The 26,810-nt window shown below is 37.1% G+C and carries 23 protein-coding genes; 9 read left to right on the forward strand and 14 right to left on the reverse strand.

The annotated features are described in order from the left end of the window. Positions 1–53 precede the first annotated feature (53 nt). From AC4IF5_RS12630 to AC4IF5_RS12675, 10 genes are all read right to left on the reverse strand, one after another. Positions 54–1,229 carry an aspartate aminotransferase family protein gene (locus AC4IF5_RS12630; protein WP_490735072.1) on the reverse strand — a complete coding sequence of 392 codons (1,176 nt, stop codon included), beginning with the start codon at positions 1,227–1,229 and terminating at the stop codon, positions 54–56. 130 nt (positions 1,230–1,359) lie between these two features. Continuing rightward, positions 1,360–2,136 carry a hypothetical protein gene (locus AC4IF5_RS12635; RefSeq protein ID WP_490735016.1) on the reverse strand — a complete coding sequence of 259 codons (777 nt, stop codon included), beginning with the start codon at positions 2,134–2,136 and terminating at the stop codon, positions 1,360–1,362. 1 nt (position 2,137) lies between these two features. Further along, a complete protein-coding gene (locus tag AC4IF5_RS12640) occupies positions 2,138–2,965 on the reverse strand; it encodes a hypothetical protein (RefSeq protein ID WP_490735018.1) in 828 nt (275 codons plus the stop codon). A gap of 1 nt (position 2,966) precedes the next feature. Next, the gene (locus AC4IF5_RS12645; protein WP_490735019.1) at positions 2,967–3,869 is read right to left on the reverse strand and encodes a hypothetical protein; all 903 of its coding nucleotides are present in this window, start codon (positions 3,867–3,869) and stop codon (positions 2,967–2,969) included. Between the two features lie 765 nt (positions 3,870–4,634). Beyond that, a complete protein-coding gene (locus tag AC4IF5_RS12650; protein ID WP_490735021.1) occupies positions 4,635–6,377 on the reverse strand; it encodes an OstA-like protein in 1,743 nt (580 codons plus the stop codon). 3 nt (positions 6,378–6,380) lie between these two features. Then, complete coding sequence (locus AC4IF5_RS12655) at positions 6,381–6,854, reverse strand: Fur family transcriptional regulator (RefSeq protein WP_002976876.1); 474 nt, start codon at positions 6,852–6,854, stop codon at positions 6,381–6,383. Between the two features lie 67 nt (positions 6,855–6,921). Next, the gene (locus AC4IF5_RS12660; RefSeq protein ID WP_490735023.1) at positions 6,922–8,913 is read right to left on the reverse strand and encodes a KUP/HAK/KT family potassium transporter; all 1,992 of its coding nucleotides are present in this window, start codon (positions 8,911–8,913) and stop codon (positions 6,922–6,924) included. A gap of 113 nt (positions 8,914–9,026) precedes the next feature. Further along, a complete protein-coding gene (locus AC4IF5_RS12665; RefSeq protein ID WP_490735025.1) occupies positions 9,027–10,007 on the reverse strand; it encodes a pyruvate dehydrogenase complex E1 component subunit beta in 981 nt (326 codons plus the stop codon). Positions 10,008–10,459: 452 nt separating this feature from the next. After that, positions 10,460–10,879, reverse strand: a complete 420-nt coding sequence (locus AC4IF5_RS12670; protein ID WP_490735027.1) for a DUF2147 domain-containing protein — start codon at positions 10,877–10,879, stop codon at positions 10,460–10,462. 283 nt (positions 10,880–11,162) lie between these two features. Continuing rightward, positions 11,163–13,091 carry an LTA synthase family protein gene (locus AC4IF5_RS12675; RefSeq protein ID WP_490735029.1) on the reverse strand — a complete coding sequence of 643 codons (1,929 nt, stop codon included), beginning with the start codon at positions 13,089–13,091 and terminating at the stop codon, positions 11,163–11,165. Between the two features lie 89 nt (positions 13,092–13,180). Between AC4IF5_RS12675 and AC4IF5_RS12680 the strand changes: the two genes are divergently transcribed. The 7 genes from AC4IF5_RS12680 (at position 13,181) to AC4IF5_RS12710 (ending at position 19,508) form a co-directional block, all read left to right on the forward strand. Then, positions 13,181–13,894 (forward strand): CDP-alcohol phosphatidyltransferase family protein, encoded by a 714-nt coding sequence (locus AC4IF5_RS12680; protein ID WP_490735031.1) that lies wholly within the window; start codon positions 13,181–13,183, stop codon positions 13,892–13,894. Between the two features lie 104 nt (positions 13,895–13,998). Continuing rightward, the gene (locus AC4IF5_RS12685) at positions 13,999–14,766 is read left to right on the forward strand and encodes an exonuclease domain-containing protein (RefSeq protein ID WP_490735033.1); all 768 of its coding nucleotides are present in this window, start codon (positions 13,999–14,001) and stop codon (positions 14,764–14,766) included. A gap of 3 nt (positions 14,767–14,769) precedes the next feature. Then, a complete protein-coding gene (locus AC4IF5_RS12690; RefSeq protein WP_490735035.1) occupies positions 14,770–15,168 on the forward strand; it encodes a putative signal transducing protein in 399 nt (132 codons plus the stop codon). A 42-nt stretch (positions 15,169–15,210) separates the two neighbouring features. Further along, complete coding sequence (locus AC4IF5_RS12695) at positions 15,211–15,816, forward strand: fumarylacetoacetate hydrolase family protein (RefSeq protein WP_490735037.1); 606 nt, start codon at positions 15,211–15,213, stop codon at positions 15,814–15,816. A 273-nt stretch (positions 15,817–16,089) separates the two neighbouring features. Further along, positions 16,090–16,842, forward strand: a complete 753-nt coding sequence (locus AC4IF5_RS12700; protein WP_490735039.1) for a hypothetical protein — start codon at positions 16,090–16,092, stop codon at positions 16,840–16,842. Beyond that, positions 16,823–18,967: an ATP-dependent helicase gene (locus tag AC4IF5_RS12705; protein WP_490735041.1), complete on the forward strand. Its 2,145-nt coding sequence runs from the start codon at positions 16,823–16,825 to the stop codon at positions 18,965–18,967. Before AC4IF5_RS12700 ends, AC4IF5_RS12705 begins: the two co-directional genes overlap by 20 nt. A gap of 103 nt (positions 18,968–19,070) precedes the next feature. Further along, complete coding sequence (locus AC4IF5_RS12710) at positions 19,071–19,508, forward strand: universal stress protein (RefSeq protein WP_490735043.1); 438 nt, start codon at positions 19,071–19,073, stop codon at positions 19,506–19,508. Positions 19,509–19,592: 84 nt separating this feature from the next. Here the strand turns inward: AC4IF5_RS12710 and AC4IF5_RS12715 are convergent, their stop codons facing one another. Then, positions 19,593–19,826, reverse strand: coding sequence for a DUF6341 family protein (locus AC4IF5_RS12715; protein WP_167023285.1), 234 nt, complete (start codon positions 19,824–19,826; stop codon positions 19,593–19,595). Positions 19,827–19,868: 42 nt separating this feature from the next. On the opposite strand from AC4IF5_RS12715, the gene AC4IF5_RS12720 reads away from it, so the two are divergent. Together AC4IF5_RS12720 and AC4IF5_RS12725 are read left to right on the forward strand one after the other, a co-directional pair. Continuing rightward, a complete protein-coding gene (locus AC4IF5_RS12720) occupies positions 19,869–20,774 on the forward strand; it encodes a DUF6427 family protein (protein ID WP_490735045.1) in 906 nt (301 codons plus the stop codon). Between the two features lie 6 nt (positions 20,775–20,780). Next, positions 20,781–21,365, forward strand: coding sequence for a DUF3109 family protein (locus AC4IF5_RS12725; protein WP_490735047.1), 585 nt, complete (start codon positions 20,781–20,783; stop codon positions 21,363–21,365). 72 nt (positions 21,366–21,437) lie between these two features. Here the strand turns inward: AC4IF5_RS12725 and AC4IF5_RS12730 are convergent, their stop codons facing one another. The 3 genes from AC4IF5_RS12730 to AC4IF5_RS12740 form a co-directional block, all read right to left on the reverse strand. After that, positions 21,438–24,296 carry a M16 family metallopeptidase gene (locus AC4IF5_RS12730; protein WP_490735049.1) on the reverse strand — a complete coding sequence of 953 codons (2,859 nt, stop codon included), beginning with the start codon at positions 24,294–24,296 and terminating at the stop codon, positions 21,438–21,440. 152 nt (positions 24,297–24,448) lie between these two features. Then, on the reverse strand, positions 24,449–25,135 hold the full coding sequence (locus AC4IF5_RS12735; protein WP_490735051.1) for a hypothetical protein: 687 nt from the start codon (positions 25,133–25,135) through the stop codon (positions 24,449–24,451). Between the two features lie 207 nt (positions 25,136–25,342). Next, the gene (locus AC4IF5_RS12740) at positions 25,343–26,677 is read right to left on the reverse strand and encodes a trigger factor (protein WP_490735053.1); all 1,335 of its coding nucleotides are present in this window, start codon (positions 26,675–26,677) and stop codon (positions 25,343–25,345) included. Positions 26,678–26,810: the final 133 nt, after the last annotated feature.

Below are 26,810 nucleotides of genomic sequence, written 5' to 3' on the forward strand. Positions count from 1 at the left end.
AAATTACGATGTAAAGCATAAAAAAATCGCTCCTGTCCGGAGAGATTTTATAGCTAGTTTTCATCAAGTATATCAAGAATAATCTGACAGCCTTTTTTGATTTCTTCCTCAGATAATGTGAGCGGTGGAGAAATTCTCAGGTATTCGTTTCTGTACAACTGCCAGAAAACAATAAGCCCCTTTTCCATACATTTTTTAGCAACTTCCAGGGTATATTCCGGAGATCCCAGGTTCACCGCCAGCATTAAGCCTTTACCATTGATATTCTTAATTTTCGGATGAACCAAAAGTTCTCTGAACAGTTTTTCTTTTTCCTCAACTTCATTCATCAGACCGCTATCCAATACCTCTTTTAAGGTAGCATAGCTGGCTGCAGCGATCAGTGGATTTCCTCCGAAAGTAGTGATGTGGCCCAGTTTAGGTGAATGAGATAAAGTTTCCATAATTTCCCGGGAGCTCATAAAAGCGCCTACAGGAACTCCTCCGCCCATTCCTTTTCCCATTACCAGAATGTCAGGGACAATTCCGAAATGCTCGAATGAAAAAAGTTTACCTGTTCTCCCGAATCCCGGCTGTATTTCATCCAGGATCAGCAGGGCTCCTACTTCTTCACATCTTCTCTTCAGCTTAATCAGATAATCATTATCAGGAACAAGGAATCCTGCTGCTCCCTGAATGGTTTCCAGGATAACGCAAGCAGTCTTCTCTGTGATCTTACCGAAATCTTTTTCATTATTAAATTCAATAAAAGAAATCATCGGCAGCAAAGGACGGAATTCTCTTTTATGAATCTCATTTCCTGAAACGCTTAAAGCTCCATGGGTATTCCCATGATAAGAATTTTTAAAAGAAACGATCTCCTCTCTTCCCGTATATCTTTTAGCCAGCTTCAGGCTTCCGTCAATAGCTTCGGCTCCGCTGTTTACCAGGTAAGTAACCTCCAGAGGCTCTGGGGTGGCTTCTGCAAGCAGCTTACACAATGCTACAGGCTTTTCCTGCGCGTATTCCCCGTATACCATTACATGAAGGTATTTATCTGCCTGTTCTTTGATCGCATTGACAATTTTCGGATGGGAATGTCCCAAAGTATTGGCTGAAACCCCTGCTACAAAATCAAGATATTTCTTGCCGTCTGTACCGTAAATATAACTTCCTTCTGCTTTTTCAACTTCAAAACCCGCGGCAAATTTTGTGGTTTGCGCCTGATATACAAAAAAATCTTTATGCATTTCCATCGTCTCAAAAAATTTCAGCAAAGCTATAAAAGATTCAGCAAATGTGGAAATTATTGATTGTGAATAAAAAAATCACCCTTAAAAAATTAAGAGTGATTTAAGATTTAAACTAATTGTATTTGATCTATAATACTTTTTCTACTGTTACATAGCTGTCCGCTGTAACATTATAAGACGTTGTTCCTCCTACTTCAGAAATCGCTTCCAAAGTGATATACTGTCCCTGGACCGCATATACAGAAAAATCCAAGTTGATTTTACGGTTCGTCCCGTCGAAATTAACGGTTTCTTCCAATAGCTGGAACCTTTTGCTATCATTCACATACAAGCTGGCTCCCAGTCTGTTGCTAAATGATCCTGCCGGGCCTGTAAAATTAAGATTCAGGTTGATTCTATACAATCCTGTCTGCCTGATGTATAACCTGTTAAGATTAGCTCCTGTTGTAGGCACATTGGTTTTAAGTTTTAAAGGATCCGCAAGAAAGTTGGCTTTATTAATGAGAGAATTGATCGGAAGCAATACAGCCCCTGAAGTCGTAGATGCCGCATTGAGCTGGAATCGTGATATATTATCGGATTCTACTTCAAAAGCTTTACTCCATACCAGTCCATCAAAAACCATTGCCTGGGCCGTACTTTTAACAAATAAAAGCATTCCCCTTAATTCCTCGATTCTTACTGTGGGAGCATTCACCCCTGTATAGGGCAGATTCGCTTCTGTATCTACTGCCGGAAGTCCAAATCCTTTTACCCCGGAGGCTTCATTGGTATTGGTAATATACATCATTACCTGATCGTTTCCATTGGCATTGGAATCCGGGTTCGGAAGATTGGTGAAATTAACCTGTGCACTGTAAATATTCATCACAAATAAAGACAGTCCGAATAAATATTTTTTCATCTTAATAAGCTTTAATTAAACGTGCTGCAATGTAAGAATTGATCGAATTGGTATCGGTACCATAAGCAGATAATGATCCGCCTGATCCTCCAATCGTTCTGATGGTAGGTATTACTCTTAGTTCGGCACCTACAGGTAAAGAAATGGTCTGAGCAAAGCTGCATGTTTTATTACCCTGAGTGTCAACTATAAATACAACAGAATAGTTCGATTTGGTAGCAATTGTTTCCCAGTTTCCGCCTGATGTATATCTAACCTGCAATGTGAGCTTAAATTCTGTAACACCGATCTGTGCTCCTACCGATCCCCCGGTAAAGCCCAAAGCAGCAGCAACATCATAAATCCCGTTTTGTTTTATCGTTACTGAACTTGCATTTTTCAATCCAAGATTATCGACAAGAACTTCACTTCTATCATCCGGAGCCAAATAAACAGCAGAACCTGTTGAAAGACATATCCCTAAACCGAAAGCAATACATGGAATCGATATCCCGGAAGAAATTCCCAATCTTGAGCCTCTAGGCTGGAATATCCCCTGAATCTGTCTTGCCGGGTTCCAGGCATAGCCATCATATTTGTAATACTGGTCGTCATTTTTATTGTAAATAAGGCCACCGACAAGGTTAGGGTAATCATTAAATAAATCTGTTACTCCCGCATTATATCTGGGAAAAGAAGTAAAGCTGTTTGAAAAAGGGAGTATTACTCCTTTTTCTCCGTCCTGAACCTTCACAATATTTTTAGCACTATAGATATTTGCTCCTATACCAATCTGAGCATCCAAAAGATAAAGAGAGAAAAGAGCCGTAAGTAATATTATTTTTTTCATCTTATTGCATATTTATTTTTTCAACAATAATTTCTGATATAGAATTTCCTGTGGTATTCATAGCAAAAAACATATTGGACCCCAGACAGCCTCCAACCGACATGGTCTGATTTCCAAAAAAACGTAATCTTGCTCTGTCTCCAGCGTTGAAAACACCTACATAAGTAAATGCCAGCGACTGGCCTACATCCACTGATCCAACCGGAATTGATCCTAATGACAACAGCCCTCCGGCAGTATTGCTTACTGTATTGTTAACAGGTCTCCATGTAGCTCCGTTATCAGAGCTTACTTCTAAATTCAGTCTGGAGAACAGGTTAGTCGTTGCCCCAATGCATACAGCTTCACCCACATTAAGCGCACCACTTTTAAATGATAGCTTATACAGCCCTCTGGTTTTAAAATTGATTACATTGCTTGTCGGGTTTATCAGATCAACATCTGTCGTAATATCATTCACACTTGGACTACTTGTCGTAAACGGTACATCTACAGCAGCACACGCCCTATTAGACCCTATAAGACAGGGATTAAAAATAGTACAGCTTTCACACGTTGTAGTAACAGTACCACTTCTTACAAAGCGTGCCATCTTATTATTCTTCATTGTAGTAACAATTGGATCTGAGATTTTCCAGGTGGTACCATCATTCTGAACAATACTTCCGGTTTCACGGTTAAAGATAATAGAACCCTGGGTTCCGTCTCCCGTAGTACCTGGTGATGAAGTGGGCAATACTGCTGTCGTATTGGCTCTTGGCAGTCTGGCTGCGTAATCATCTTGTTTTACATGCAGCTGTGCTCTGGTATCGGGTTGAAAAACCGCATTTTTCGAAATCCCAACTTGAGCAAAAATCTTTACTATACAGAGTGTAAAGATCATGGTAATAAACTTCAATTTCATAGTGTTACTTTTTAATTAACTTGGCTTATTAAATTTATAAAATATTACAATTGAATATTTACATATTGATAAAAAAAAATATAAGTCTAAAAAAGAGGAATTTTTAAAACCACTAAAAACCTCTGTATTTATCAAGGTTTTCTAATCTTACAACACACCAAAAAAAAATATATATTTTTTTGATAAGAGCCTAAAATTTTGATTTTTTATAGCATTTTAATTACTTTTTTAACCTAAAAAATTCACCATTTATTGATATGAATGTGCGGATTTTTAAATTCTCAATTAGAGAAATTGAAAAACGTTCTGTTTTTACCTTTAAAAGTATCTCAATGCAAAAACAATACATAATTATAACAAAATCAATAGTTTATATAAATTTTATTTCATTAATAATTCTTTGTTAATTTTAGTTCCGTTTTCATTTTTTCTTTAGTCGTTAAAAGAATTATTCTCTGATTTATTTCACTTAAAATTGAATAAATAGTATAATTTCAGCTTTTCATATAAAATTATCAAAAACTCAAAAAAACAGATAGTGTTTAACATAATCAGCGACATATATCCTATATTTTTGTAATGCAAAAAAAATTATGAAGAGTCTGCTTTTTTATCAATAGTAATATAGGAGGAATACCCCGCACAGATCTCGACAGCAAACACTTCTTTAATTGCCCAATACGGTAGTTCAGCTGACGGACATCCATTTATGGAACCTTATTACAATAAAAAAGAACCGCTGTAGTAAACAAACGGTTCCTTATATTATTTTCTGGTTCTTTTGGGTTTCTTGGCTTCTTCCTTAGCTCTTTCTTTTTCTATGGCATCCTGTGCCTGATCATAAAGTTCGCTATCTGCCGAATATTTTATTTCTTCATAATCAGGACTGTCTACCAGGATGTCCTGCCATTTCCTGATCCTGTCTTTGGTATTCCAGTTGAAATCCGGGAATTTCCTTCTCGCCGGCTCTATTTTGCTCATCGGATAAGTATCTGACGTTGCGCCAATACTGCATGAAATGATCTGTAATGCTCTTTCTTCGAACAATGCTCCAATAATTCCACAGGCAGAAAGGGTAATTCCTATTCTTTCCGGCTTTTTGGTTTCCTGATCAGTATCATCAACATAAACAATAGACTGCGCATTTCCTACTACTCTGGCCTCTTTAATATCATTCTTTTCGTAATAGACCGTCATAAACTTTCCTTTCACCTGATTGAATTCATCTTTCAGGTTCAGTGAATCAACTTTACTGATGGCAAAAGCATTTCCGATCACTTTCAGAGAGTCTATATTCTCATTCTTGGTATTAAAGTAAGCCTCTACCTTATCTCCGGTTACCTGCTTTTCACCACTCCAGAGGATTGGCTTTGTATACATGTGCATGATACCGTCCGTTTCATTGAAAGTAATAGAGTCTGCTCTTCCCTGTGCATTGGATTTGTAGACACGGGCTTTTTTATAGGCCCTTAAATAGCTTTTCTTTACATTGATATCCAATGAATCCGGTCTTTGGTAGGAGATAATCTTTTCCGCAGCAAAATAAACGGAATCTTTTTCCATTGCTTTGACTGCATAAGGTCCTTTCGTCATCATGGCAGAGTCTTTTTTCTCAAAAATCTCACCATAGCCTCCTTTTATGTATCTTCTTTCCTTTGGATCATCTAAAGTAACATTTCCCGTTGCTGTACCAAACCCTGTAATCTGATTGAAATACATATCATCTCCTGTAAGGATCTTATCATTATAGAATATCTTGGAATTCTTATTAAGGAAAGCTTCCTTCGTTTCCATTCTGTATGTTCCTCTTTCAGTATATACCCTGTTCTTGGGATTAGCTTTGTTAGTAATCGTTGTAGGCCCAAAAAATTCAGCCACCTTGGTGTTCTGATTCTGTTTGATATTAACGCCTTCAATGGTATATTGAGCATTGTCTATTCTGACATTGCCCACAAAATCTATCATTTTCGTATTCAGAAAATAGGTCGCAGATTTTGTATACATTACATTCCCCTGGCTATCAGTGATTGTTCCTCCCGTATTAAAATAAGCCTGGTTTGCAAGCCTGTCATAATACAGGATATCTGTTTTTATAGTTTGCTTCGGATCTGTAAGGACAACATTCTTTCTGGCAACACCTTTTTGGGTATTACCGTCATATTCCATCTCTCCCGCAGTAATCACAGAGCCGTCCGTATTCTGAAGTCTTGTGTTGCCTATAGCTTTTACAAAGTTTTCTTCACTATACACCACCACTTCATCGGCTGTAAGTACAGAGCCCTGATGCTCTATCTGAACGTTCCCGCTAAAGTATTGATTCCCTTCATATTTCTCAGGGTCTTTGATAATTTTATCTGCATGGATGATTTTTATTTTTTCTTCCGGTTTCAGCGGCTGCGTTCTTACCGGAGAAGAAGGCTGCAGATAAGGATCTCTCTTCACAGGAGCTTTCTCCTGCGCAAAACTGAGGGCAGAGATCAGGATAAACAGAAAAAGGATTTTTCTCATTAATTAGTCATTCTTAGTGCCATAGAAATATAGCGAATGAGAATCAATTTTTACGCCAAATGCTTCTTCAATGGCCTCTTTGATTCCTTGAATTCTCGGATCGCAGAATTCAATAATTTCCTCAATTTCTTTATCAGAGTCTTTTTTATAGATCACCAAATGGTCATGCTGCTTATCAAAATAAGACTTTTCATAAGATGAAGAGGTCAGTGTTTTTTCTCCGAACTGATGCTTACGGATCAGACCCGCATCAAGGAAAATCTCAATAGTGTTGTAAATCGTTGCTTTGGAAACGTGATACTTTTTCTGCATCATAAGAAGATACAGATCATCAACATTGAAGTGATGATCCATATTATAGATTTCTTCTAATATCGTATATCTTTCCGGTGTGTTTCTGAACCCTTTTTCTAATAAGTAGTTCCTCAAAACATCCTTGATCAAAGCTATATTTTTTTCTTTTTGTATTGTATCCATTAAAAAAATTATCTACAAATTTATTGATTTTTATTTAAATAGATATTATGGTTAAATACCCGGAGAGCTAAGAACTGTGACGGAAGTATCCTGACTGTTCGATCTTGTTGTCGTACACGGTGAGTTCCGTAATCGGAGCAGACTCCACTTCAACATTATGTGAAGATACTCCCCAGGCCTTAAAATCGTCACTACCGATATATTTCACAAAGCTGTAAATATTAAGGGTAATCTTCTGTTTAACAGTTAAAAGAATATCGTTGATATATGTATTATCTATAATCACATACTTGAGATCCGGTGGAATATTATGAGCTCTTAAAGACGGATGGCTGCTTCTTGAAGGAATAGTACCGTCTGCCATCAGGTCTCTCAACACCATGTTGAAATAGTCATTGATTCTTCTGTCCACTTTAAATCCTAAAAGGAAATTGATCTTGTAAACCGTTCCCGGCAAGATCTCATCTACCGTATATTTAAAAGTATATGGATCTTCCTGATTGACAATACTTAAAATAAAGTAATGGTCTGCTCTTTTCGGTTGCTTCTTGATGATGGAATAGATAATCTTTGATTCCACCTCATCATTTCTTTTTGCCCGGCTCAGATAAGCAAGGTTGGTGGCATATTTCGGAATGGTCTCATCCAGCTTCATATCTTTAAGAATAGATACATATTTGTCTATCTTTACATATTGAATGAAATTTGCTTTGATCAGCCTGCCGTTATACCATGCATACATACATACGGCGATGAATCCACCTAATACCATTGTCAGCCAGCCTCCGTCTACAAATTTGATAACGTTCGCATAGAAGAATCCTGATTCAAGGAACAGATAAACCATGGCAAATCCAATGATAAAGATCTTATTGACTCTTGTACGGCTCAGCCAGAATAACAGCAGAATCGTAGTCATCAACATGGTGATGGTGATCGTAAGCCCATAAGCTGCTTCCATACGTTCAGACTTCTGAAAGAATACCACCACGACAAAGCAGAAAGCCATCAGCCCCCAGTTGATCCTTGGAATATACATCTGACCTTTAACTCCTGAAGGATATTCAATATGCTGATTCGGCCAGAAAGAGATAGACATGGCTTCTGAGAACATGGTGAATGATCCGGTAATCACAGCCTGGCTGGCAATGATCGCAGCCCCAGTAGCTAAAATTACACTGGGCAGAACAGCCCACTCCGGCATGATTCCAAAGAAAGGATTAACCCCGTTGTGTACCTGATGGTAGTTATCCAATAACCATGATCCCTGTCCTAAATAATTAAGGATAAGCATCAGTTTAACAAAAATCCAGCTGATTCTGATATTCTTTGCCCCGCAATGTCCCAGATCGGAATATAAAGCTTCAGCTCCTGTTGTACAAAGGAAAACCGCTCCCATGATCACAATAGCACTTGAGGAATGGGTAATCAGGTTATAGGCGTACATCGGATTGAAAGCTCTGAGGATCTCAATATGATCAAAAATGTGAAGTGATCCTGCAATTCCCAACACTAAGAACCATGTTACCATGACAGGCCCGAAAAACTTACCGATAGAAGCGGTTCCGAACTGCTGAACCACAAAGACCACAAATAAAATGACCAGGGTGATAAGGACGACCGGAGTTTCCGGATTGTATATTTTAAGTCCTTCAATAGCTGACATTACCGTCAGTGAAGGAGTGATAACACTATCTGCCACCAGCGTGGAAGCTCCTATGATGGCAACTACATACAGCCATTTCTTTTTGAGCTTTTTCACTAATGAATACAAGGCAAGAATTCCACCTTCTCCTTTGTTGTCCGCTCTTAAAGCAATGATCACATATTTCAGGGTTGTCTGAAGCGTCAACGTCCATATGATACAGGATAAAGCTCCTTCAATATATTCATCAAACGGCATTGAGGCACCATCTTTTCTTGCATTCACAATCGCCTTCATTACGTAAAGCGGTGACGTACCAATATCTCCGAAAACAATTCCTAGAGACACTATAACGCCCACAAATGAAAGCTTCTTTAAGTCAAAGTGATGACCGCCTTCTGTAACTTCTGCCATATCAGCCAATTTATTTTAAAAGCGCAAATTTATATCAATTTTATGACGTCAAGAATTATTCTTCATGAATATAATAAATGAAAAAACTTCCTTTCGGAAGTTTTTCTCTATTATTATTTAACGTACATCGCTTTTTTGATTTCCTCTTTTACTTTTTCAAGTTTAGGGAACCATTCTGCAAATAATGCCGCAGAATATGGAGCAGGTGCATCAGGAGTCGTAATTCTCTTAATAGGTGCATCTAAATAATCAAATGCTTTTTGCTGTACCATATAAGTAATTTCAGAGGATACTGAACCAAATGGCCAGGCTTCTTCCAGGATCACCAGTCTGTTTGTCTTTTTTACAGATTCTAAAATCGTATCAAAATCAAGAGGACGAACCGTTCTAAGGTCAATCACCTCTACAGAGATCCCTTCTTTCTCCATATCCTCAGCTGCCTGAATAGCAAGCTTCATGATCTTACCGAAAGAGACCAAAGTAACATCTTTACCTTCTCTCTTGATATCTGCTTTTCCTATTGGTAAGTAGTATTCTTCTTCAGGAACTTCCATTTTATCTCCATACATCTGCTCAGATTCCATGAAAATAACCGGGTCATTATCCTGAATTGCTGTTTTCAATAATCCTTTTGCATCATACGGGTTGGAAGGTACCACAACCTTAAGTCCCGGGCAGTTAGCATACCAGCTTTCAAAAGCCTGGGAGTGGGTAGCTCCTAGTTGTCCTGCAGAAGCAGTAGGGCCACGGAAAACGATCGGGCAGTTCCACTGTCCACCGCTCATCTGACGGATCTTTGCTGCATTATTGATAATCTGATCAATTCCTACCAATGAGAAATTGAAGGTCATAAATTCTACGATTGGTCTGTTCCCGTTCATTGCAGCTCCTACGGAGATCCCTGCAAATCCAAGTTCTGCAATCGGTGTATCGATTACTCTTTTCGGACCAAATTCATCCAGCATTCCTTTTGAAGCTTTATATGCACCATTATATTCTGCAACTTCCTCCCCCATCAGGTAGATGGACTCGTCTTTACGCATTTCCTCGCTCATTGCCTGTGCAATTACCTCACGAAAAGTATATTCTGCCATATTTTCTTGAAAAATTTAGACTACAAAAATAGTGTTTTTTTATTATACACATCATAAAAAAGGCATCTCATTTGAATGGAAAGCTATAATATTAATAATAATTCAGGATAGGATATTTTGTGAGAAAAGGGAGTCGGAGGCTGGAAGCAGGGAGTTATTGAAGCTAAAAGAACCATGAAAAAATAAGTTTCATTACCTTTTTAAGGCTTTCTTTCTCACATTCTATTTAAATGGAGAGATTCAGAGCCTGTTTAAATTTGTATTAAAATATTATTTCTCACTGATTTTGCAAATCCCGCTGATTTGATTTACGAATAATGATCTAAAACATAAAGCGCTAAATTAATTAGACAAAATTATTAGCAATTAAATTTAAACAGGCTCTCAGTATTTTTCAAAAAAAACAGCATCTCATTTCTGAAATGCTGTCTTAAATTCTATTTAAACTTAAATTAATTGGCTTTCTCCCAAACCTGAGTCCTGCCTAATAGAGATAGTCCCAGGTAACCTCTTACATTCAGCTTATCACCATTTTTTGTAATGGTACATTTGTAAGTCTTCCCTGTTTTAGGGTCTGTGATGCTTCCACCTGTAAACTCTTCTCCATCCTGTTTCAATCCTCTGATGATTTCCAAACCTAAAATCGGTTTCCCTTTTCTGTCATCTTTACATGCTGTACAGTTAGGATCAGCCGGCTTTATCAATAATTGGGAAACCTTTCCGTAATATTTCCCGTCTGATTTCTTGAATATCTCTACAATCGATTTAGCCTGCTTTGTCTCATCATCAATCGTTTTCCACTTGCCTTCTATCTGTGCAAAAGTAAGCACGCTGAACAAAGAAAGCACGAATGTTAATAATAATTTTTTCATATTTCTTATAGTTTTAATTTTAATACCATATTCTTTTCTATGTATTGATAAAAATATAAATTAATTTTCAACAAACAAAAACTTTTATTATACAAAGCATAAAAGCGAAGAAAACTGAGTAGATAGAGAAGCAAAAAAGGCAAAAAGCGGAATTGCAAATAGGTAAAGAAAGCCAGCAAAGGACGGACAGGTTGTTAATACATAAATTTGCCAATTAATCTGTCTACCCTTTCGCAGTTTTACTTTTTTGCCTTTTTGCAGTTTCGTCTTTTTTCTTTTAACCCTAGTCCAGCTTCCTGTTGATCACCCTATCCATATAATCCTGATACCAGGCTTTTACCGTTTGTTTTCCCTGCTCTACTTCCGGAATTTTAAGTTCCCCAACCAGATTTTTTTCCATCCCCAGATCAGATTTTTCATATACCCCGATGATCTCTTTTCCGTCAAAACGATAAATATAGTTTCCGATCATGAACTGCTCTGTGCTTCCGTCTGAATTAACCACAATAAAAGGATATTTTTTATCACTTACCAGACTTCTTCCCCAGCTTCTGATAGGTTTATTATATCCAATAAGGTCTGCTAACGTAGGATAAATATCAGCCTGTTGTGCTGTATCAGGGTTTACCCCTTTAAGTTGGTACGCAGGATTCGGAGAGTAGAAAATCAATGGAACGGCATAGCGGTTCATGGCTCTTTCATATTCAGGATAATACACCTGATTGGTATGATCTCCGGTGAAAACAAATATTGTATTATTGAACCAGGGCTGCTTTTTAGCGGTTTCAAAATATTTTTTGATCGCATAATCCGTATACTGCATCGGCTCATGAATTTCTATCTTTCCTTTTTTAAATTTCCCGTTATATTTTTCAGGAATTTTAAAAGGGTGATGTGATGAAGCGGTAAATACGGTTGTCATGAAAGGCTGCTTCTTTCCAACATTTTTAGCAAAATACTGGAGGAAAGGCTCGTCCCAAATTGCCCACATGCCGTCAAAGTCTTCGTCATGATTGTATTCCGTCTTTCCAAAATAATGTTTAAATCCTAAAATATTACCAAATCCAAGGAATCCCATAGAGCCGTTAGGTGCGCCATGGTAAAAAGAGGTATCATATCCCAGATCGTTGCAAACAGAAACAATAGACTGAATCTTCTGATTGGAATACGGTGATCCCGTAAAAGCATCAGTAAGACTGGGAATCCCTGCCAATACGCTGCTCATCCCATGAATAGACTGTCTTCCGTTGGCAAAGGTATTGGGAAAAATAAGACTTTGGGTAGCCAGACTATCTATAAACGGAGTATAGGAAACATAATCTTTAATGTTTTTATCTTTATTAAAAGCTCCTGAATATTCTCTTCCGAAAGATTCTACAATAAAAATTACAATATTCGGACGGTTTTCAACTTTCCGGTCATATACCTTATAAGGCTGTACATTCTCTGTGATGTACTTTTCATCTACAAAGTGTACTTCTTTAAAGTTATTGGTATTTAAAGTACGGAAAAAGGAGAAAGTACTGTTCAATACCATATTCCCCTGCAGCGGATTCGTTACAAAACGGGTAGCGTCTACCATATTGATCGGCCTTGTACTGTGCTTAAAATCTCCACGAATTCCTCCCACAACCAACACTGTCGTAATACATAAGGTAAGTATGGAGTAAAGAAAGTATGGAAGCAACCTGGCCGGCTTTACATCTTCTACTTTCACTTTTTTATAAAGAAAAACCCACAAGATCATCAGAACCACATACCCTATCAATACAAAAGGATGCTGTCCGATGGAGATCATAAGTGTTTTGGAAACATTGGACTCGTGCTCTGCCACCTGAAATACTGCTGAAGTAAGCCTTGCCTGTGAAAATTTATAATAAATAAAATCCCCGAAATTCATGGCATAAGTCAGCCCGTTGGTAATAAAATAAAGCCAGAAAAGAATTTTCTGATAGACTTTCTTTGTATTGATGACCAAAGGCAGAAGACTGAGAAGAATAAACAGCGAATTGACATATAATATCGCAGTCGTATCGAAAGCCGTACCATGGTAAGCAAGCTTGATATAATCTGTGACAGAATCAACTTTTATCAGGTCTTTATTAAAATACCAGAATAAAAGTCTTGCGATCTGATAAAAAACATAGGCTAAAAAAATCCTGTACAATAATGCCAGAACTTCCTGTTTTCTAAATCCTTTTAAAAATTTCATGCGGCAAATTTACATCAAAATCATTTTAATGCGTTTTTTAGTTCAGATTATTTTGAGTTGGAATTTTTAAAAACTGTAATTTTGCGGTTATGGATTTTATAAAGAATAATCTGGCCAATGCCTTGACCCTGGCTAATTTATTTGCAGGCTGTATAGGTGCAATACACCTTATTTTAGGAGATTATCAGACTACGGCGATCTGCCTTATCCTCTCTTCGATCTTCGATTTTTTCGATGGTTTCGTTGCCAGAGCTGTAAAATCGAATTCCAATCTGGGGCTCCAGCTTGATTCTCTCGCGGATATGGTCAGTTTCGGATTGATTCCCGGACTTACCATGTATAAAGCTCTTGAGCCATTCGGAACTGCATTGCTGGGTCTTCAGCTTCCGTTTGAAATCAAATATTTCGGACTACTGGTTACTGTATTTTCCTGCCTGAGACTGGCTATCTTTAATCTTGATGAAGAGCAGCGTTATTATTTCAAAGGATTGAATACACCTACCAATACTGTTTTACTTTTCGGGTTGTATTATGCTTTTAAAGAAACCGGAACATTCAGCTTTTTGTTTGATAACGAGCTGCTGTTGGTTTTACTTACCATTATTACTTCCTGGCTTCTGATCAGCCCGATCAGGATGATGGCCATGAAGTTCAAATCCAGACAATTGAAAGATAACTATCCTAAAATAGTACTGCTCGTTGGGGGCATCGCTATTCTTGCTCTATTTCAGATCGTAGGAATTCCGATGCTTGTTATTTATTATATACTGGTATCGCTTATTTTCCAAAGACAATTAAAATAGAAGTTAGAAGCTAGAAATTAGAAGTTAGAGAGACTTACTTAAGAGATATTAGGTATATTATCTCATTTTTAAATGAACATATTTTCAAATTATTAATGATCAACATGAATTTAAAACTCCATAAACCACTTTGTATTTTTGACCTTGAAACCACAGGAACAAACATAGGAAAAGACAGAATTGTTGAGATCTGTATCTTAAAGGTAAACCCTGATGCTTCCAGAGAGAGCAAAACCTGGCGTGTCAACCCGGAAATGCCGATCCCGAAAGAAAGCAGTGAGATCCACGGAATCTATGATGAGGATGTAAAAGATGTGCCTACATTCAGGGAAATCGCTCCCAAAGTGATGGAAATGCTTGCAGGAAGTGATCTTGGAGGCTTCAACTCCAACAGGTTTGATGTTCCTCTTTTGGCTGAAGAGCTTTTAAGAGTAGGGGTAGATTTTGATTTAAGTAAATTCAGACTTGTAGATGCACAGACTATTTTCCATAAAAAGGAACCCAGAAATCTGGGGGCCGCATATCAGTTCTATTGTGGAAAAACATTAGAAAATGCGCATTCCGCAGAAGCCGATGTAATGGCGACTTTTGAAGTACTGGATGCACAGGTAGGAAAATATGATGATATCCCGAATGAGATCGCACCGTTAAGTGAATTTACGTTCCATAATAAAAATGCCGACCTAGCCGGATTTATCGGTTACAATGAAAAAATGGAAGAGGTTTTCAACTTCGGAAAGTATAAAGGCCAGGGAGTAAAAGCAGTGTTCCAAAAAGATCTGGGCTATTTCGGATGGCTTCAGAATGCAGATTTCCCTCTGTATACCAAGAAAGTGTTTACAAAGATTCAACTGTCAGGTAAATTATTTTAAGAAATGTCTGAACTGATCCGTTTTAAGTTTTATGAAACTGCCCTTGAAGCCAACAGGGACAAACAGATATTGGCCGAAAGCGGGATCAACAGCTTTATTGCCAACGAACAGCTTATCCAGTCCGACTGGCTGCTTTCACAAGCTGTAGGAGGCATCCAGCTTCAGGTTTTTGAAGATGATCTGGAAAAAGCCCAACAGATCTTACAGGACTATAAAGACAATGAGCAATACGCATTGGAAGTAGAGCATACCATTGAAGATCCTGAGTTTGATTTTGTTTGTCCAAAATGCGGTTCCAATCACATTTACAGGGACGACAGAGCAACCAGTTTCTTTGGGATTTCTTTCCTGACAAGCCATAAGTTCATATGCTATTATTGTGGGAACGAATTCACTCACTAAAAAAAGATATTTTAAAGGTATAGTAAATTAATCAATAAAGTTATGAAGATCATCTGCATAGGAAGAAACTACAGCGAACATGCCAAAGAATTGGGAAACGAGATTCCTGAAAATCCTGTTATTTTTATGAAGCCGGATACAGCGGTTTTAAAAGGTAATGATTTTTATATTCCTGAATTTTCGAATGACATTCACTATGAGCTGGAAGTTGTTTTAAAAATATCCAAAGGAGGAAAATACATTCAGAAGGAAACCGCCCACAAACATTACGAGGAAATAGGCCTAGGAATAGATTTTACAGCCAGAGATCTTCAAAGTGAGCTGAAATCAAAAGGTCTTCCGTGGGAACTTGCCAAAGGCTTTGACGGATCTGCTGTGGTAAGCAGCTTCTTTACAAAAGAGCATTTCAATCCCGAAAACCTTCAGTTTTCATTATTAAAGAATAAAGAGAAAGTACAGGATGGCAATACAAAAGATATGCTGTTCCATTTTGATGATATCATTGCGTTTGTATCTCAATACTTTACATTAAGAGTGGGCGACCTTATCTTTACAGGAACACCGAAAGGGGTAGGAAAAGTTGAGGAAAATGATGTTCTTGAAGCTTACCTTGGTGAAGAAAAAATGCTTGATATCAGAATACTGTAAAATGATGGATTATTAACAATCCGTATTGAAAAATATATAGAAAAGCTGTTTTCTGAAATTAGCCTCATTCACTTCTGAATGAGGCCAATTTTTTATACCAACCGAACTAAACATCAAAAGTATTTATATGAAAACAATATTAATTCCTATTATTTAGAATTAATACTGTTTTATTTTACATTTTTTTTGTAATTTAGTGTAAAATATTGATTATCTGATACAAAAGAAAATCAAATTTCACCCGGATACTTTTCAAAGTAAAACCCAAATCACATGACCACAAATGAAAGCATAGAAATTCTTGAAGCACTTGCAGCCGGCTATTCCCCAATTACAGGAGAAATACTGGATCATGAGAATGTTTTGCATGAACGTAATGTCATAAGAGCATTACAAATAGCTATTGATCAATTAAAAAAAGACCTTCCTCAGAAACCTCAAAATAAGATTGAGATTCCGGATGAAGAAATAACAACAGCCATTGAGCTATTTAAAGCACAGAAACAGAAAGCCACCCCCAATCAACTTGCCTGTCTTTTTCTCGCCACAAGAAAGTTTAAAAATGAGGTTCTTACTTCTGATAAATTATATGGAAAATATAGTCATAGCTATTCCAAAGGTCAGCTTTTAGATTTCTTCACCCAATATCTTTCAGAACATTACCCGACTAAGCAAAAGGAAAATAAGCAGCCTCAGAAAAAAATCAGTTTTTTTGACAAGAAAACGTTTAATAACCTATCTGAAAAATCAATTGCAAACTTAAAAAACACAATCAATGAATTGGGAATTCTAAAGACAGAAAACCTTTCTGAATATGTCCAAAATGCCAGAAAATATCATCCAAGATCCTATGAACCTTGGTCTGATACTGAAAAAAAGCTCCTCATGAAGGCTCTTCAATACACCAATAATCTCCAATTACTTTCCGAGTGTTTCCAAAGAGGCAAAGACTCGATACGGGCTAATGGAGAAAGATTAATATATCAATCTCAAATACAGCAGACTGATGGGAATAACAGCAACTAATTTATCCGGATTAAATGATCAGCAAAGAAGTGCCGTCATCAGTAACAGTAAACGCCTTCTTGTCCTTGCAGGAGCCGGTTCCGGCAAAACCAAAACTCTTTTGCAAAAACTTATTTATCTGATTGAAGAAAAAGGGGTAAGCCCCTTCAACATACTTGCCATTACTTTTACAAAGAATACCGCAAATGAAATGATTGACAGACTTATTATAGCGGCTGATGAAAGCGGTGAATATGAAAAATCAATCGTTGACAAAAATATCAATGAAGCTGAAAAAGAATGTATGAGGAATGATTATCAGAAAAAATATAAATGGATTGAAGGACTTACCATAAAAACATTTCACAGTTTTTGTTACAATACACTCCGTCATCATGGAGTGAATGAGTTTGATAACAAATTCAAAATTATTAGAAGTGAAAAATCTGAGGGAGACGAATTTATCAAAAGTAAGGCTCGTGAAACTGTTTTTGAAGTAGTTCATAAACTTTTAATTGAACAATGTGAAGATGTTGAATACCTTTTAAGACTGAAACGATATATTCTGGATTACCTTGTTGATAAGGTTCATTTAAAAGAAACCGATTATATCCCCAAAGAGCATAAATATTTCACAACCCTCAACGGGACAAGAGTCGGGTCTAAGTCTGAGCAATCTATAGCTGATTGGTTTTATCGTCACAACATCCAATTTGAATATGAACCGAGGCTCAATGTAAAAGATTTCAATTTTAACCCGGATTTCTATGTTCCAGCTGCCAATTTATACATAGAGCACGTGAGTGATAAAAGTTATCCTATGACGGATAAAGAGCTACAATTCAAAAAAGGGGATATACTGTATGTAAAAACACTTGATGAAATGACAAAAGACTCTGCACTCATCAATCAAACGTTAGATAAAATTCTGAAAAATCGATTACCGGCAGACTTTTATAGACATTTTTCGGTGAATTTTAGAGAAGAATTTAATCATTATCATGAAAATGTAAAGGATTTTGTCCGACAAATCATCCGTGTAACAGACATGATAAAAGTTGAAAATATAAGTCTGGATACTGTTTTGGAAAACGCCAGACAAGATCAGCATGAACGGATACGACATTTTTATGAATTAACGATTCCTATCGTAAAAAAATATAACGATTACTGTACAGACAAATCTTATCTTGATTTTAACGATTTGATCTCCCGAAGCAATTCATTATTTAGAAATCACACTGATATAGCAAATAAATACAGGAATACATTCCAATATATTCTTGTAGATGAGTTCCAGGATGTGGATAATCTGCAGATTGAACTGATCAAGCTGCTGCTTACAGATAACACCCAGCTGTTTTGTGTAGGGGACGACTGGCAAAGTATCTATGGCTTTAAAGGTTCTAATCTCAGCTATATCGTTGAATTTGAAAAACATTTCAAAAATGCCGACATCATTAAATTTAATCTGAATTATAGAAGTACACAAAATATTGTAGAAGCAAGTAATGAAGTTATCAAGCATAATAAGTTTAAAGTAGATAAAGACATTCATGCCTCCAAAAAGTCTGAGCATAAAATCGTAGTATATTCCGGCAATAATGAAAGCGAAAATATACAGTTCTGTATAAACAAGGTAAAGGAATTATTGAAAGAGGGAATCAGCAATGATGAAATTTTGTTTCTCTACAGAAGAAATAAAATGTTTTCACATTATAATAGTAAATTAAAAAACGAAAAAGTTCAGGCGAAAACCATTCATGCCTCCAAAGGGCTTGAAGCAAAAGTTGTTTTCATAATTGGCTTAACAGAAGGAAGCGGAGGTTTTCCCGACATCTGGCTGGAAGACAGAATCTTTCAGGTGATCAAAAAAGCAGATTACGATCTCTTAATGGAAGAAGAAAGAAGACTGTTTTATGTTGCCATTACAAGAGCTAAGGATAAACTCTTCCTGATCACTGAAAAAGGAAGCGAATCCAGCTTTCTGAAAGAAATCCCGGAAATTTTTACTGTCAGAACTACCACACCTGTAAAGTCTATCGTAGATCAAGTGATTCTATGCACCAATTGTTTCAGCCAATTAGACAAACTTTTTATCTGTTGCCCCTATTGCTCCCAAAAAATCGAAGAACAACCTTCCTGAGAATTTTAAAAGTATTACTTTTTTAATACAGGATAATATTATAAGTATTTAACATGAAAGTCTTGTAATTTTTTCATACCTTTAGGTAACAAAATTAAAGGCTATGATAAATATTGTATTACCCGTAGATTTTGGGGACAAGACTGACCAATTGGTAGATGGTGCCATAAAATTTGCAAAACAGCTTAACGGCAGAATTTACCTGATCCATGTAGCACCTTCGGATATCGGATTTGCCATTGGTGATATGGGATTTCAATATTTTCCGGAAGTGGAGGCCAATGAGATCAGAGAAGAACTGGTTCAGCTGAATAAGATCGAACAGAGAATTCTCGGCCATGATATTGATTGTGAACATCTTTTGAAGCAAGGTATTGCCAAAGACATTATTCTTGAGCATGCCGAAGCCAAAAACGCAGATTATATCGTGATGGGATCACACGGAAGAAGCGGAATTTATGATGTATTTGTAGGAAGCCTCACCAAGGGAATTACAAAGAGCTCAAAAGTTCCTGTGCTTGTACTTCCTATCCACGACTAGACAAAAGAAAATTTTAATCGTTAGTAATAAAAAAACCGATCAAATAAAATTATTTGATCGGTTTTTTACTATATAACCAATTAATTAACCTTCTTTTTTATAGATGTTCGGATCGTAGTAAGGGTTCTTACCTTCCGTTGGAGAATAATAGTCTTTATCTTTGTCGCCACCTAGTGTAACCACCAGTACATAGCACCAGTAAGTGAATAGTACACAGCAAACGATAAACAGAATCCAGTTTAAAACATTTCCGAAAGCATCAAAGAAACCGAAAGACCATTTGAAAACTTTGCTTAAGAATAGAAAGAAAGACGTCATTATTTTCCTTTTTTAAATTAACTTTGTACAAATTTATAAAAAATGTTTAAATTACTTTCAAAAGAAAGCAATATTTTTTCAATTCCTGTTTATATTGGTTTTCTTCTTTTAGTAGTAATAATATTTAACATACTGAATTTCAACACTTACGAAGCTATTGTTGCCGGAATTACTTTTCTGGGAATTGCTTTGGGATATTTTTGTTTTCACAGTATTGCTCTTAATTATCAGACCCATCTGCCTTTATTTTTATATACCTTTTTTATTTTCGGATTGTATCCGGGAAATCTGGATATAGGAATAGCGGTTTCTTTGCTTACCAATTCTTTTCTGATTCTCCTTCTGACGAGTGCCGATGAAGATATCAGAAAAAAGTCCTATGTATTGGTAGGATCCATCGTGGCCCTGAACTTTATATTTCTTCCCACCACATGGCCTATGGCCGTTTTTGTGATCGTCCATGTAATCGCAACCTCTGCCAAAATAGGCCTGAACCTTTTCAGGTTCCTGCTGGGAATTATCCTGATCACATTCAGCTATTTTTCTGTGATGTATTTCGTTCAGTTCACTACGTGGAACATCGATTATTTCCCTTTTGGAAAGATGAAACCGGTTACGGATTATACAGAACTTTTCCCTTTGATTCCGGTGATACTGATGCTCATTTATGCAGTATACGACCATTTTCAAAATTATAATAAGAAAAGCCCGATAAGCAGGTATAAATATACTTTTCTGCTGGTCTTTTCCCTGGCCCAGCTTGTGACGATCATCCTCTATATGAATAAAAGCTATGAATATTTGCTGCTCCTGGCATTTCCTTCAAGCATTATTCTAAGCAGAATGATGAGATTTTTACCCAAATATTGGATGCAGGAGACCAGCCTATGGCTGATTATTATAAGCTTACTGGCCTTTAAGGCAGGTACAGTTTTTGATTTATTTTAAGAAATTATGATTCAGATAGACGATAAATTGATTTCCGAGGAAATTTTTTCCGAAGAATTTGTTTGCAACCTTACCAAGTGTAAAGGTGCATGTTGTGTGGAAGGAGATGTAGGAGCTCCGTTGGATAAGAACGAGCTTGAGATATTGGACGGTATTTTTGATAAAATAAAGCCTTACCTTACTAAGGAAGGTATCAAAGCCCTTGAGGAACAAGGGACATGGACTACTGATCCACACGACGGAATGTATGTTACTCCTATGGTGGAGAACCGTGAATGTGCTTATGTAACTTTCGATGACAAAGGAATTACCAAATGTGGTATTGAAAAAGCGTATGAAGACGGAGCTGTAGACTGGCAGAAACCCATTTCATGCCATCTCTATCCTATCCGTGTGACAGAGTATTCTGCATTTACAGCTTTGAACTACCACGAATGGAATGTATGCAGTGATGCCTGTACGCTCGGAAAAGAGCTCCAGGTTCCTGTTTATAAATTCCTGAAAACCCCATTGATAAGAAAATACGGAGAAGAATTCTACACCGTTCTAAGCGAAGCAGCTGATGAATGGAAAAAAGAATATGGTTCTTAACCAATCAGGATTTGAATGTAAATAACAAAACCGCAGAATGGTCTGCGGTTTTTGTTATTTATAGACAGAAAGCTATTGCTTTACTACAGCAGCTCCTGTAACTTCTGTTTTTGTATCGGTCTTTTTAGCATTTTCCCAGCCGTCTTCCGGCATCAGCATGGCTACAATTCTTCCTTTGGAAAGGTATTTTTTCGCAACATCCTGAAGGTCCTTTACCGTAAGAGCCTTTACTTGATCCTGATAGTTCAGAATGTCATACTTATCAGTCCCATCCAGCTGATTTCTGGTAAGGGCATTCATCCAGAACATATTATCTTTAAGCTTGGTTTTATAATCATTGTATTCCCCTTCTTTATATTTATCAAGATCTTTTTGCTCAGGACCTTTATCAATCAGCTTCTGAAGTTCAGCAATGGCACTTTTCGTAAGCTTCTCGGCATTCTCCGGACCACAAGGGAAGTTAATGCTGAAATTGTAAGCACCAAAAGGAACTTTATTCATACTTCCTTTTGCATTTCCACCGTAGATACCGCTTTCTTCTTCTCTGAGTTTTTCGATCACTTTGATGGTTGCCACTTCTCCAAGGGCAGATAAGGCCAGGGCTTCTTTCTCATTGTAAGGAGCTTCCCCACTATAAGAAATTGTTACCATACTCTTAGGATCTTTTCCTTTTTTATACACTTTCGTATAATCTCCTGTGATCTGTCTGTATCCGGTATCTTTGATTGCAGTAGTTTTTCCTGATGATGGTAAGCTTGCGATATATTGCAGCACTTCGTTTTTGAATTTCTCCTCATCGATATTTCCTACAAAATAGAACTGGAAATTTCCAGCGTTGGCAAATTTATCCTTATAGATGTCATATGCTTTTTTATAATCCGTATCCGCCCAATCTTTCTCCGTTGGGAACAGGCCGATAAATCTAGGGTTTTTCTGATTCATAAATTTTGCGTGCTCATTGGAGAAATAAGCCTGTGGATTAGACAGCAGGTTATTCAGCATTGCAGATTGCTTCTCTTTAAAAGCATTAAAAGAGGCAGGGTTGTAATTCAGGCTTGTAAAGTAAGCATACATAAGTTCCATAGCTGTTCCTAAATCTTTTTGAGATGTCTTTCCGAAAATACCTTCAAAAAGAGGAGTGATCATCGGGTTTACATTTATCTGCTTGCCAGCAAGATAATTGGTAAGATCAGCTTTGGAGAATCCTCCTACTCCAGCTTCTGATAATGCATTGAAAGCAAACTGAGTCTTGTTGTAGTCAGCGTCAGGAATAACAGAGTTTCCTCCCAGGCTTCTTGCGGTAAACACAATTTCATCATCTTTAAAATCTGTTTTTTTGAAAGTCACTTTGGCTCCGTTGCTAAGGGTCCAGGTAGTTGTTCCCAGCCTGGCATCGGTCTCTGTTTTAGCAATTTTCCCTTCGGATTTGAAAGGCTTTACCAGATTTTTGATTGCAGCTTTTTCTTCATAAGGTTTAAGATCTGCCATTTTCACGGCGTCAAACGTATTAAGAACCATCGCTTCTGTAGGCATGGCAATATTATCTTTCTTAGGACCTGTCATAACGATTACACGACTGTCATCTCTCACCATCTTTTTGATCACTTCATTGGTTTGTGCAAGGGTAACAGACGGAAGGAAAGATTTTGTATCTTCATATTCCCAGGCAATTCCAGGGATTGGCTCCTGCTCCAGAAAGTTTTTTACATATTCATCTACCAGCATCCGGCTTTCTGTCTTATCTCTGTTGTTGTAAGATCTTTCAAGATTGGAAAGCACCTGCGCCTTTGCTCTGTCCAGTTCTGATTGTGTAAACCCGAACCTCTTTGCACGCTCTACTTCTTCCAGCAAAACTTTCAATGCGCTAAGCTGATTTCCTTCTTTTACTATAGCAAATCCCTGGAAAGCTTCTTTGCTTCTCGCATACATTCCTCCATGATATACAGATCCGAAAGTGAAAGGCGGGTTAGTTGAATTGATCAGCTCTTTCAGCCTGTTATTCAGCATTGTTGTCGAAAGATTTTCTATAAGGCTCTGATTGTATTGCTCAACCGTTACATCCGGTTTATAGGCATCAGCATCTTTCATGATAAACTGCACCATAGAATTGGTAGCATCCGGATCTGTTTCGATCGCTACCAGTGTTTCTTTATGGTTGGGCAGGTCAAAAGATTTTCTTTCTCTTGGTTTTGAAGGATTTTTATATTTGCTGAAGTTATCCTTGATCTTCGTTTCAACTTCATCCACATTGATGTCCCCTACGACCACGATAGCCATAAGGTCAGGTCTGTACCATTCCTGATGAAATTTTCTGATTACGTCAGGTTTGAAGTTTTCCAGCACTTCTTTCTTTCCGATCGGAAGCCTTTCTGCATATTGGGATTTGTATAAAAGTTTGGGAAGAACTTTATCCATCATTCTTTTATCAGGTCCAAGTCCAAGCCTAAGTTCCTCCAGTACAACCCCTCTTTCTTTATTGATCTCTTTATCCGAAAGGGTAGCATTGAAGGCCCAGTCTTCCATCACTTTCAGCCCTGCATCAAGGTTTCCCGGCTTATCCAATGGAACAGGAAGCATATAAACCGTTTCGTCAAAGCCGGTATAAGCATTAAGATGCTGGCCAAACTTTACTCCGATAGACTGGAGAAAGTCTACTAATTTGTTATCAGGAAAATTTTTGGTTCCGTTGAAATTCATGTGCTCCATAAAGTGGGCCAACCCCCTTTGATTCTCATCCTCAAGAATAGACCCGGCATTGATAGCCAGACGAAAATCTACTTTCTTTTCAGGGAGCGTGTTTTTTTTGATATAGTACTTCATTCCGTTGGAAAGGGTACCGATTCTTACAGAAGAATCCACTGGAATATTTTGCCCAAAGGCATTTGAAGACACCAGAAAGATGACTCCCAATGAAGACAATAATTTTTTCATGTTATTTGATTTTATTTTCGTACTAAAAGTATCAATTATTCACAAGCTAAAGAAACGGTAAAATCCATATTATAGTTAAAGTTGAGTTAAAGTCGCACATAAACTAAAAAAACCGGGCAAAACCCGGTTTTACTATCATAAAAAAGTGATTTTTATTTAAAATCAGCATCCGTTACTCCTGAGTTGATAACGATCTTTGTTGTTTTAATATTCATTTTCTGTCCGCCCCCTTCTGCATCTACGTCAGCCGGGAACTGCAGTCCGTCTACGGTCATATAGCTTTTTATTGTTGCATTGCCTTCTCCCGCTACCGTTTTATATAAAAGTCCGGTGGCTGCATCAAAGTAAAACTTTCCTTTATCCGAAGTCAGCACATTATAATCTTTTCCATCCAGTTTTTCAACCGTTGCTGTCTGGAAATTAGAAGAATCAAAAGCCAGGGCATCTACAGGTGTTGCTTTTTTCAGCTCAGCGATCTTCTCAGCAGGGATTTCTTGTCTATTTCCCATCTGATCAAAATACCCTTTCTCCCCATCAAAAAGCTGGATCATTTCTTTCCCCATCAGCGACTGTACGGATTTAAATTTATTTCCTAATTTCTTAGTGGTCATGCTGATTTCCATCCCCTGTACACTGATCGTGTTATCCAGGATGATCGATTTTACAGCTTCCAATTTATCTTTTCCACCTGATGCCTTGAAATAATTATCAATGACATCCTTAGGCGTTAGTTTTGACGTTACAGCTTCTGTTTTAGCAGATACAGCTCCTTTCTTCTGAGCTACAGCAGGAACTGAGAAAAGCACGGCACAGAAAAACGGAATGATGATCTTTTTCATATGTAATAAAATTTAGAGGATAAATATAGGAATATAATTATATATGACGGATGATAAATAATGAGTGATGAATGATAGTACCTGTTTACAGAGAAAATGAAGTGTCACTTATTAACACTTTTTTAGATAATCATTCAATTTCATAAGGAATGAAAAAACAAAAACCGCCAAAAACTGACGGTTTCAAATATTTATATCTGTATATAATTATTTTTTAAGCTCTTCTAAAAATTCGTCGTGAGAAATTTTAGTTTCTTTTTTGCTTGCCTTTTCAAGAATTACATCTTTCAGTTTAGCCATAGCAACTTCAGAAGAGATTTGTCTTACCTGCTCCTGATCTTTCAGCATTTCAACAGCATATTTCTGGATCTCTTCATCTCCAAGGTGGTGGATTCCGTAGATAGCCAGCTGATTTTTTACCAACTGCTCAGCCTGTGCCAATACATCAGCATAGTCAAGGTTGATCTCGTTATCAGTCATCAGTTTACCTTCGATGATCTGGTATCTCAATTGGTTCTTCTCAGCTTCAAGGATTTCTTTAGCCTGCTCTTCAGACTGGATATTCTGGTTAGAGAATAATAACCACTTCACAAGGAAATTTTCAGGAAGTTTTACTTCTTCCTTCTCAGTTACCTGCTCCAATACCTTATTCACAAAGTGAACGTCAGCATTTTGCTGGAAATATTCATCCAATTCAGTTTTTACTTTTTCTTTAAGCTCCTCTTCAGACTTGATGTTTCCTTCTCCATATACTTTATCGAACAAGTCCTGGTTAAGCTCAGCAAGGTTCAATGAATAGAAATCTTTTACTTTCACTTCTACTTCATTGTGGTGTAAGTGCTCTACTTCAGCTTTGCTGAATCCTAATTCTTTAGCCAGTTCTTCATCACCTGCAAGAGTTTCTTTCGTTACTTTTACAGATCCGTCCATTTTCAGACCTTTTACCAATTTGAAAGCTTCTTTGTTTTCAGCTGTAATGGTAACGTTCTTTGGATGGTGGTGGTGCTCTCCTTCAGCATCTTCTTCTACAACCTGAGAAACTTCTAAAGCGATATAAGAATCTTTAGTGATTTTATCCTGAGGAACCTGCTCAGCAAAACGCTTCTGCATATTTTCAATGCTCTTTCCGATTTCTTTGTCAGAAGCTTCTACTTTATAGTGAGGCGCTTCATATTTAGCTAAATCTATAGTAAATTCAGGCTCATACCCTACTTCGAAAGCAACTTCCAACTGATCAGCATTGTAATCTAACTCGTTTACTGGCTGAGGAATAGGCTGACCAACTAATCTTAATTTGTTTTCATTAACATAGTTGTTCAAAGCTTCAGAAACCTGTCTGTTGATTTCTTCAAATGCAATACCTGCTTCATATTGTTTTTTAACCATACTCAAAGGCACTTTCCCTTTTCTGAACCCAGGAACTTGCGCATTTTTAGCATAATTAATCAACTGCTTCTCTACTTTTTCTTTGTAGTCAGATTTTTCCAATGTCACTGTAAGCAATGCACTTACGTCATCATGGTTTTGTGCGGTAACCTTCATTATTGATTAAAATTTTAGGTTGCAAAAATATGAATTTTTTATGAAAATCACTCATTTAAAATCAATTCTTAACCCTCTAAATATTTAATTACTCTTTATTTGATGATTTTAATTAAAATTTTCTTTGCAGATT

This window comes from Chryseobacterium sp. UF-290 (assembly GCF_058245615.1).

Excerpts from the sequence above, each read along its gene's own strand:
- AC4IF5_RS12675 (WP_490735029.1), bottom strand. The coding sequence starts at position 13,091 with ATGAAATTTTTAAAAGGATTTAGAAAACAGGAAGTTCTGGCATTATTG.
- AC4IF5_RS12645 (WP_490735019.1), bottom strand. The coding sequence starts at position 3,869 with ATGAAATTGAAGTTTATTACCATGATCTTTACACTCTGTATAGTAAAG.
- AC4IF5_RS12735 (WP_490735051.1), bottom strand. The coding sequence starts at position 25,135 with ATGAAAAAGATCATCATTCCGTTTTTCTGTGCCGTGCTTTTCTCAGTT.
- AC4IF5_RS12695 (WP_490735037.1), top strand. The coding sequence starts at position 15,211 with ATGAAGATCATCTGCATAGGAAGAAACTACAGCGAACATGCCAAAGAA.
- AC4IF5_RS12720 (WP_490735045.1), top strand. The coding sequence starts at position 19,869 with ATGTTTAAATTACTTTCAAAAGAAAGCAATATTTTTTCAATTCCTGTT.
- AC4IF5_RS12690 (WP_490735035.1), top strand. The coding sequence starts at position 14,770 with ATGTCTGAACTGATCCGTTTTAAGTTTTATGAAACTGCCCTTGAAGCC.
- AC4IF5_RS12655 (WP_002976876.1), bottom strand. The coding sequence starts at position 6,854 with ATGGATACAATACAAAAAGAAAAAAATATAGCTTTGATCAAGGATGTT.
- AC4IF5_RS12635 (WP_490735016.1), bottom strand. The coding sequence starts at position 2,136 with ATGAAAAAATATTTATTCGGACTGTCTTTATTTGTGATGAATATTTAC.
- AC4IF5_RS12705 (WP_490735041.1), top strand. The coding sequence starts at position 16,823 with ATGGGAATAACAGCAACTAATTTATCCGGATTAAATGATCAGCAAAGA.
- AC4IF5_RS12700 (WP_490735039.1), top strand. The coding sequence starts at position 16,090 with ATGACCACAAATGAAAGCATAGAAATTCTTGAAGCACTTGCAGCCGGC.
- AC4IF5_RS12660 (WP_490735023.1), bottom strand. The coding sequence starts at position 8,913 with ATGGCAGAAGTTACAGAAGGCGGTCATCACTTTGACTTAAAGAAGCTT.
- AC4IF5_RS12665 (WP_490735025.1), bottom strand. The coding sequence starts at position 10,007 with ATGGCAGAATATACTTTTCGTGAGGTAATTGCACAGGCAATGAGCGAG.
- AC4IF5_RS12650 (WP_490735021.1), bottom strand. The coding sequence starts at position 6,377 with ATGAGAAAAATCCTTTTTCTGTTTATCCTGATCTCTGCCCTCAGTTTT.
- AC4IF5_RS12630 (WP_490735072.1), bottom strand. The coding sequence starts at position 1,229 with ATGCATAAAGATTTTTTTGTATATCAGGCGCAAACCACAAAATTTGCC.
- AC4IF5_RS12725 (WP_490735047.1), top strand. The coding sequence starts at position 20,781 with ATGATTCAGATAGACGATAAATTGATTTCCGAGGAAATTTTTTCCGAA.
- AC4IF5_RS12685 (WP_490735033.1), top strand. The coding sequence starts at position 13,999 with ATGAATTTAAAACTCCATAAACCACTTTGTATTTTTGACCTTGAAACC.
- AC4IF5_RS12680 (WP_490735031.1), top strand. The coding sequence starts at position 13,181 with ATGGATTTTATAAAGAATAATCTGGCCAATGCCTTGACCCTGGCTAAT.
- AC4IF5_RS12670 (WP_490735027.1), bottom strand. The coding sequence starts at position 10,879 with ATGAAAAAATTATTATTAACATTCGTGCTTTCTTTGTTCAGCGTGCTT.
- AC4IF5_RS12710 (WP_490735043.1), top strand. The coding sequence starts at position 19,071 with ATGATAAATATTGTATTACCCGTAGATTTTGGGGACAAGACTGACCAA.
- AC4IF5_RS12640 (WP_490735018.1), bottom strand. The coding sequence starts at position 2,965 with ATGAAAAAAATAATATTACTTACGGCTCTTTTCTCTCTTTATCTTTTG.
- AC4IF5_RS12740 (WP_490735053.1), bottom strand. The coding sequence starts at position 26,677 with ATGAAGGTTACCGCACAAAACCATGATGACGTAAGTGCATTGCTTACA.
- AC4IF5_RS12730 (WP_490735049.1), bottom strand. The coding sequence starts at position 24,296 with ATGAAAAAATTATTGTCTTCATTGGGAGTCATCTTTCTGGTGTCTTCA.
- AC4IF5_RS12715 (WP_167023285.1), bottom strand. The coding sequence starts at position 19,826 with ATGACGTCTTTCTTTCTATTCTTAAGCAAAGTTTTCAAATGGTCTTTC.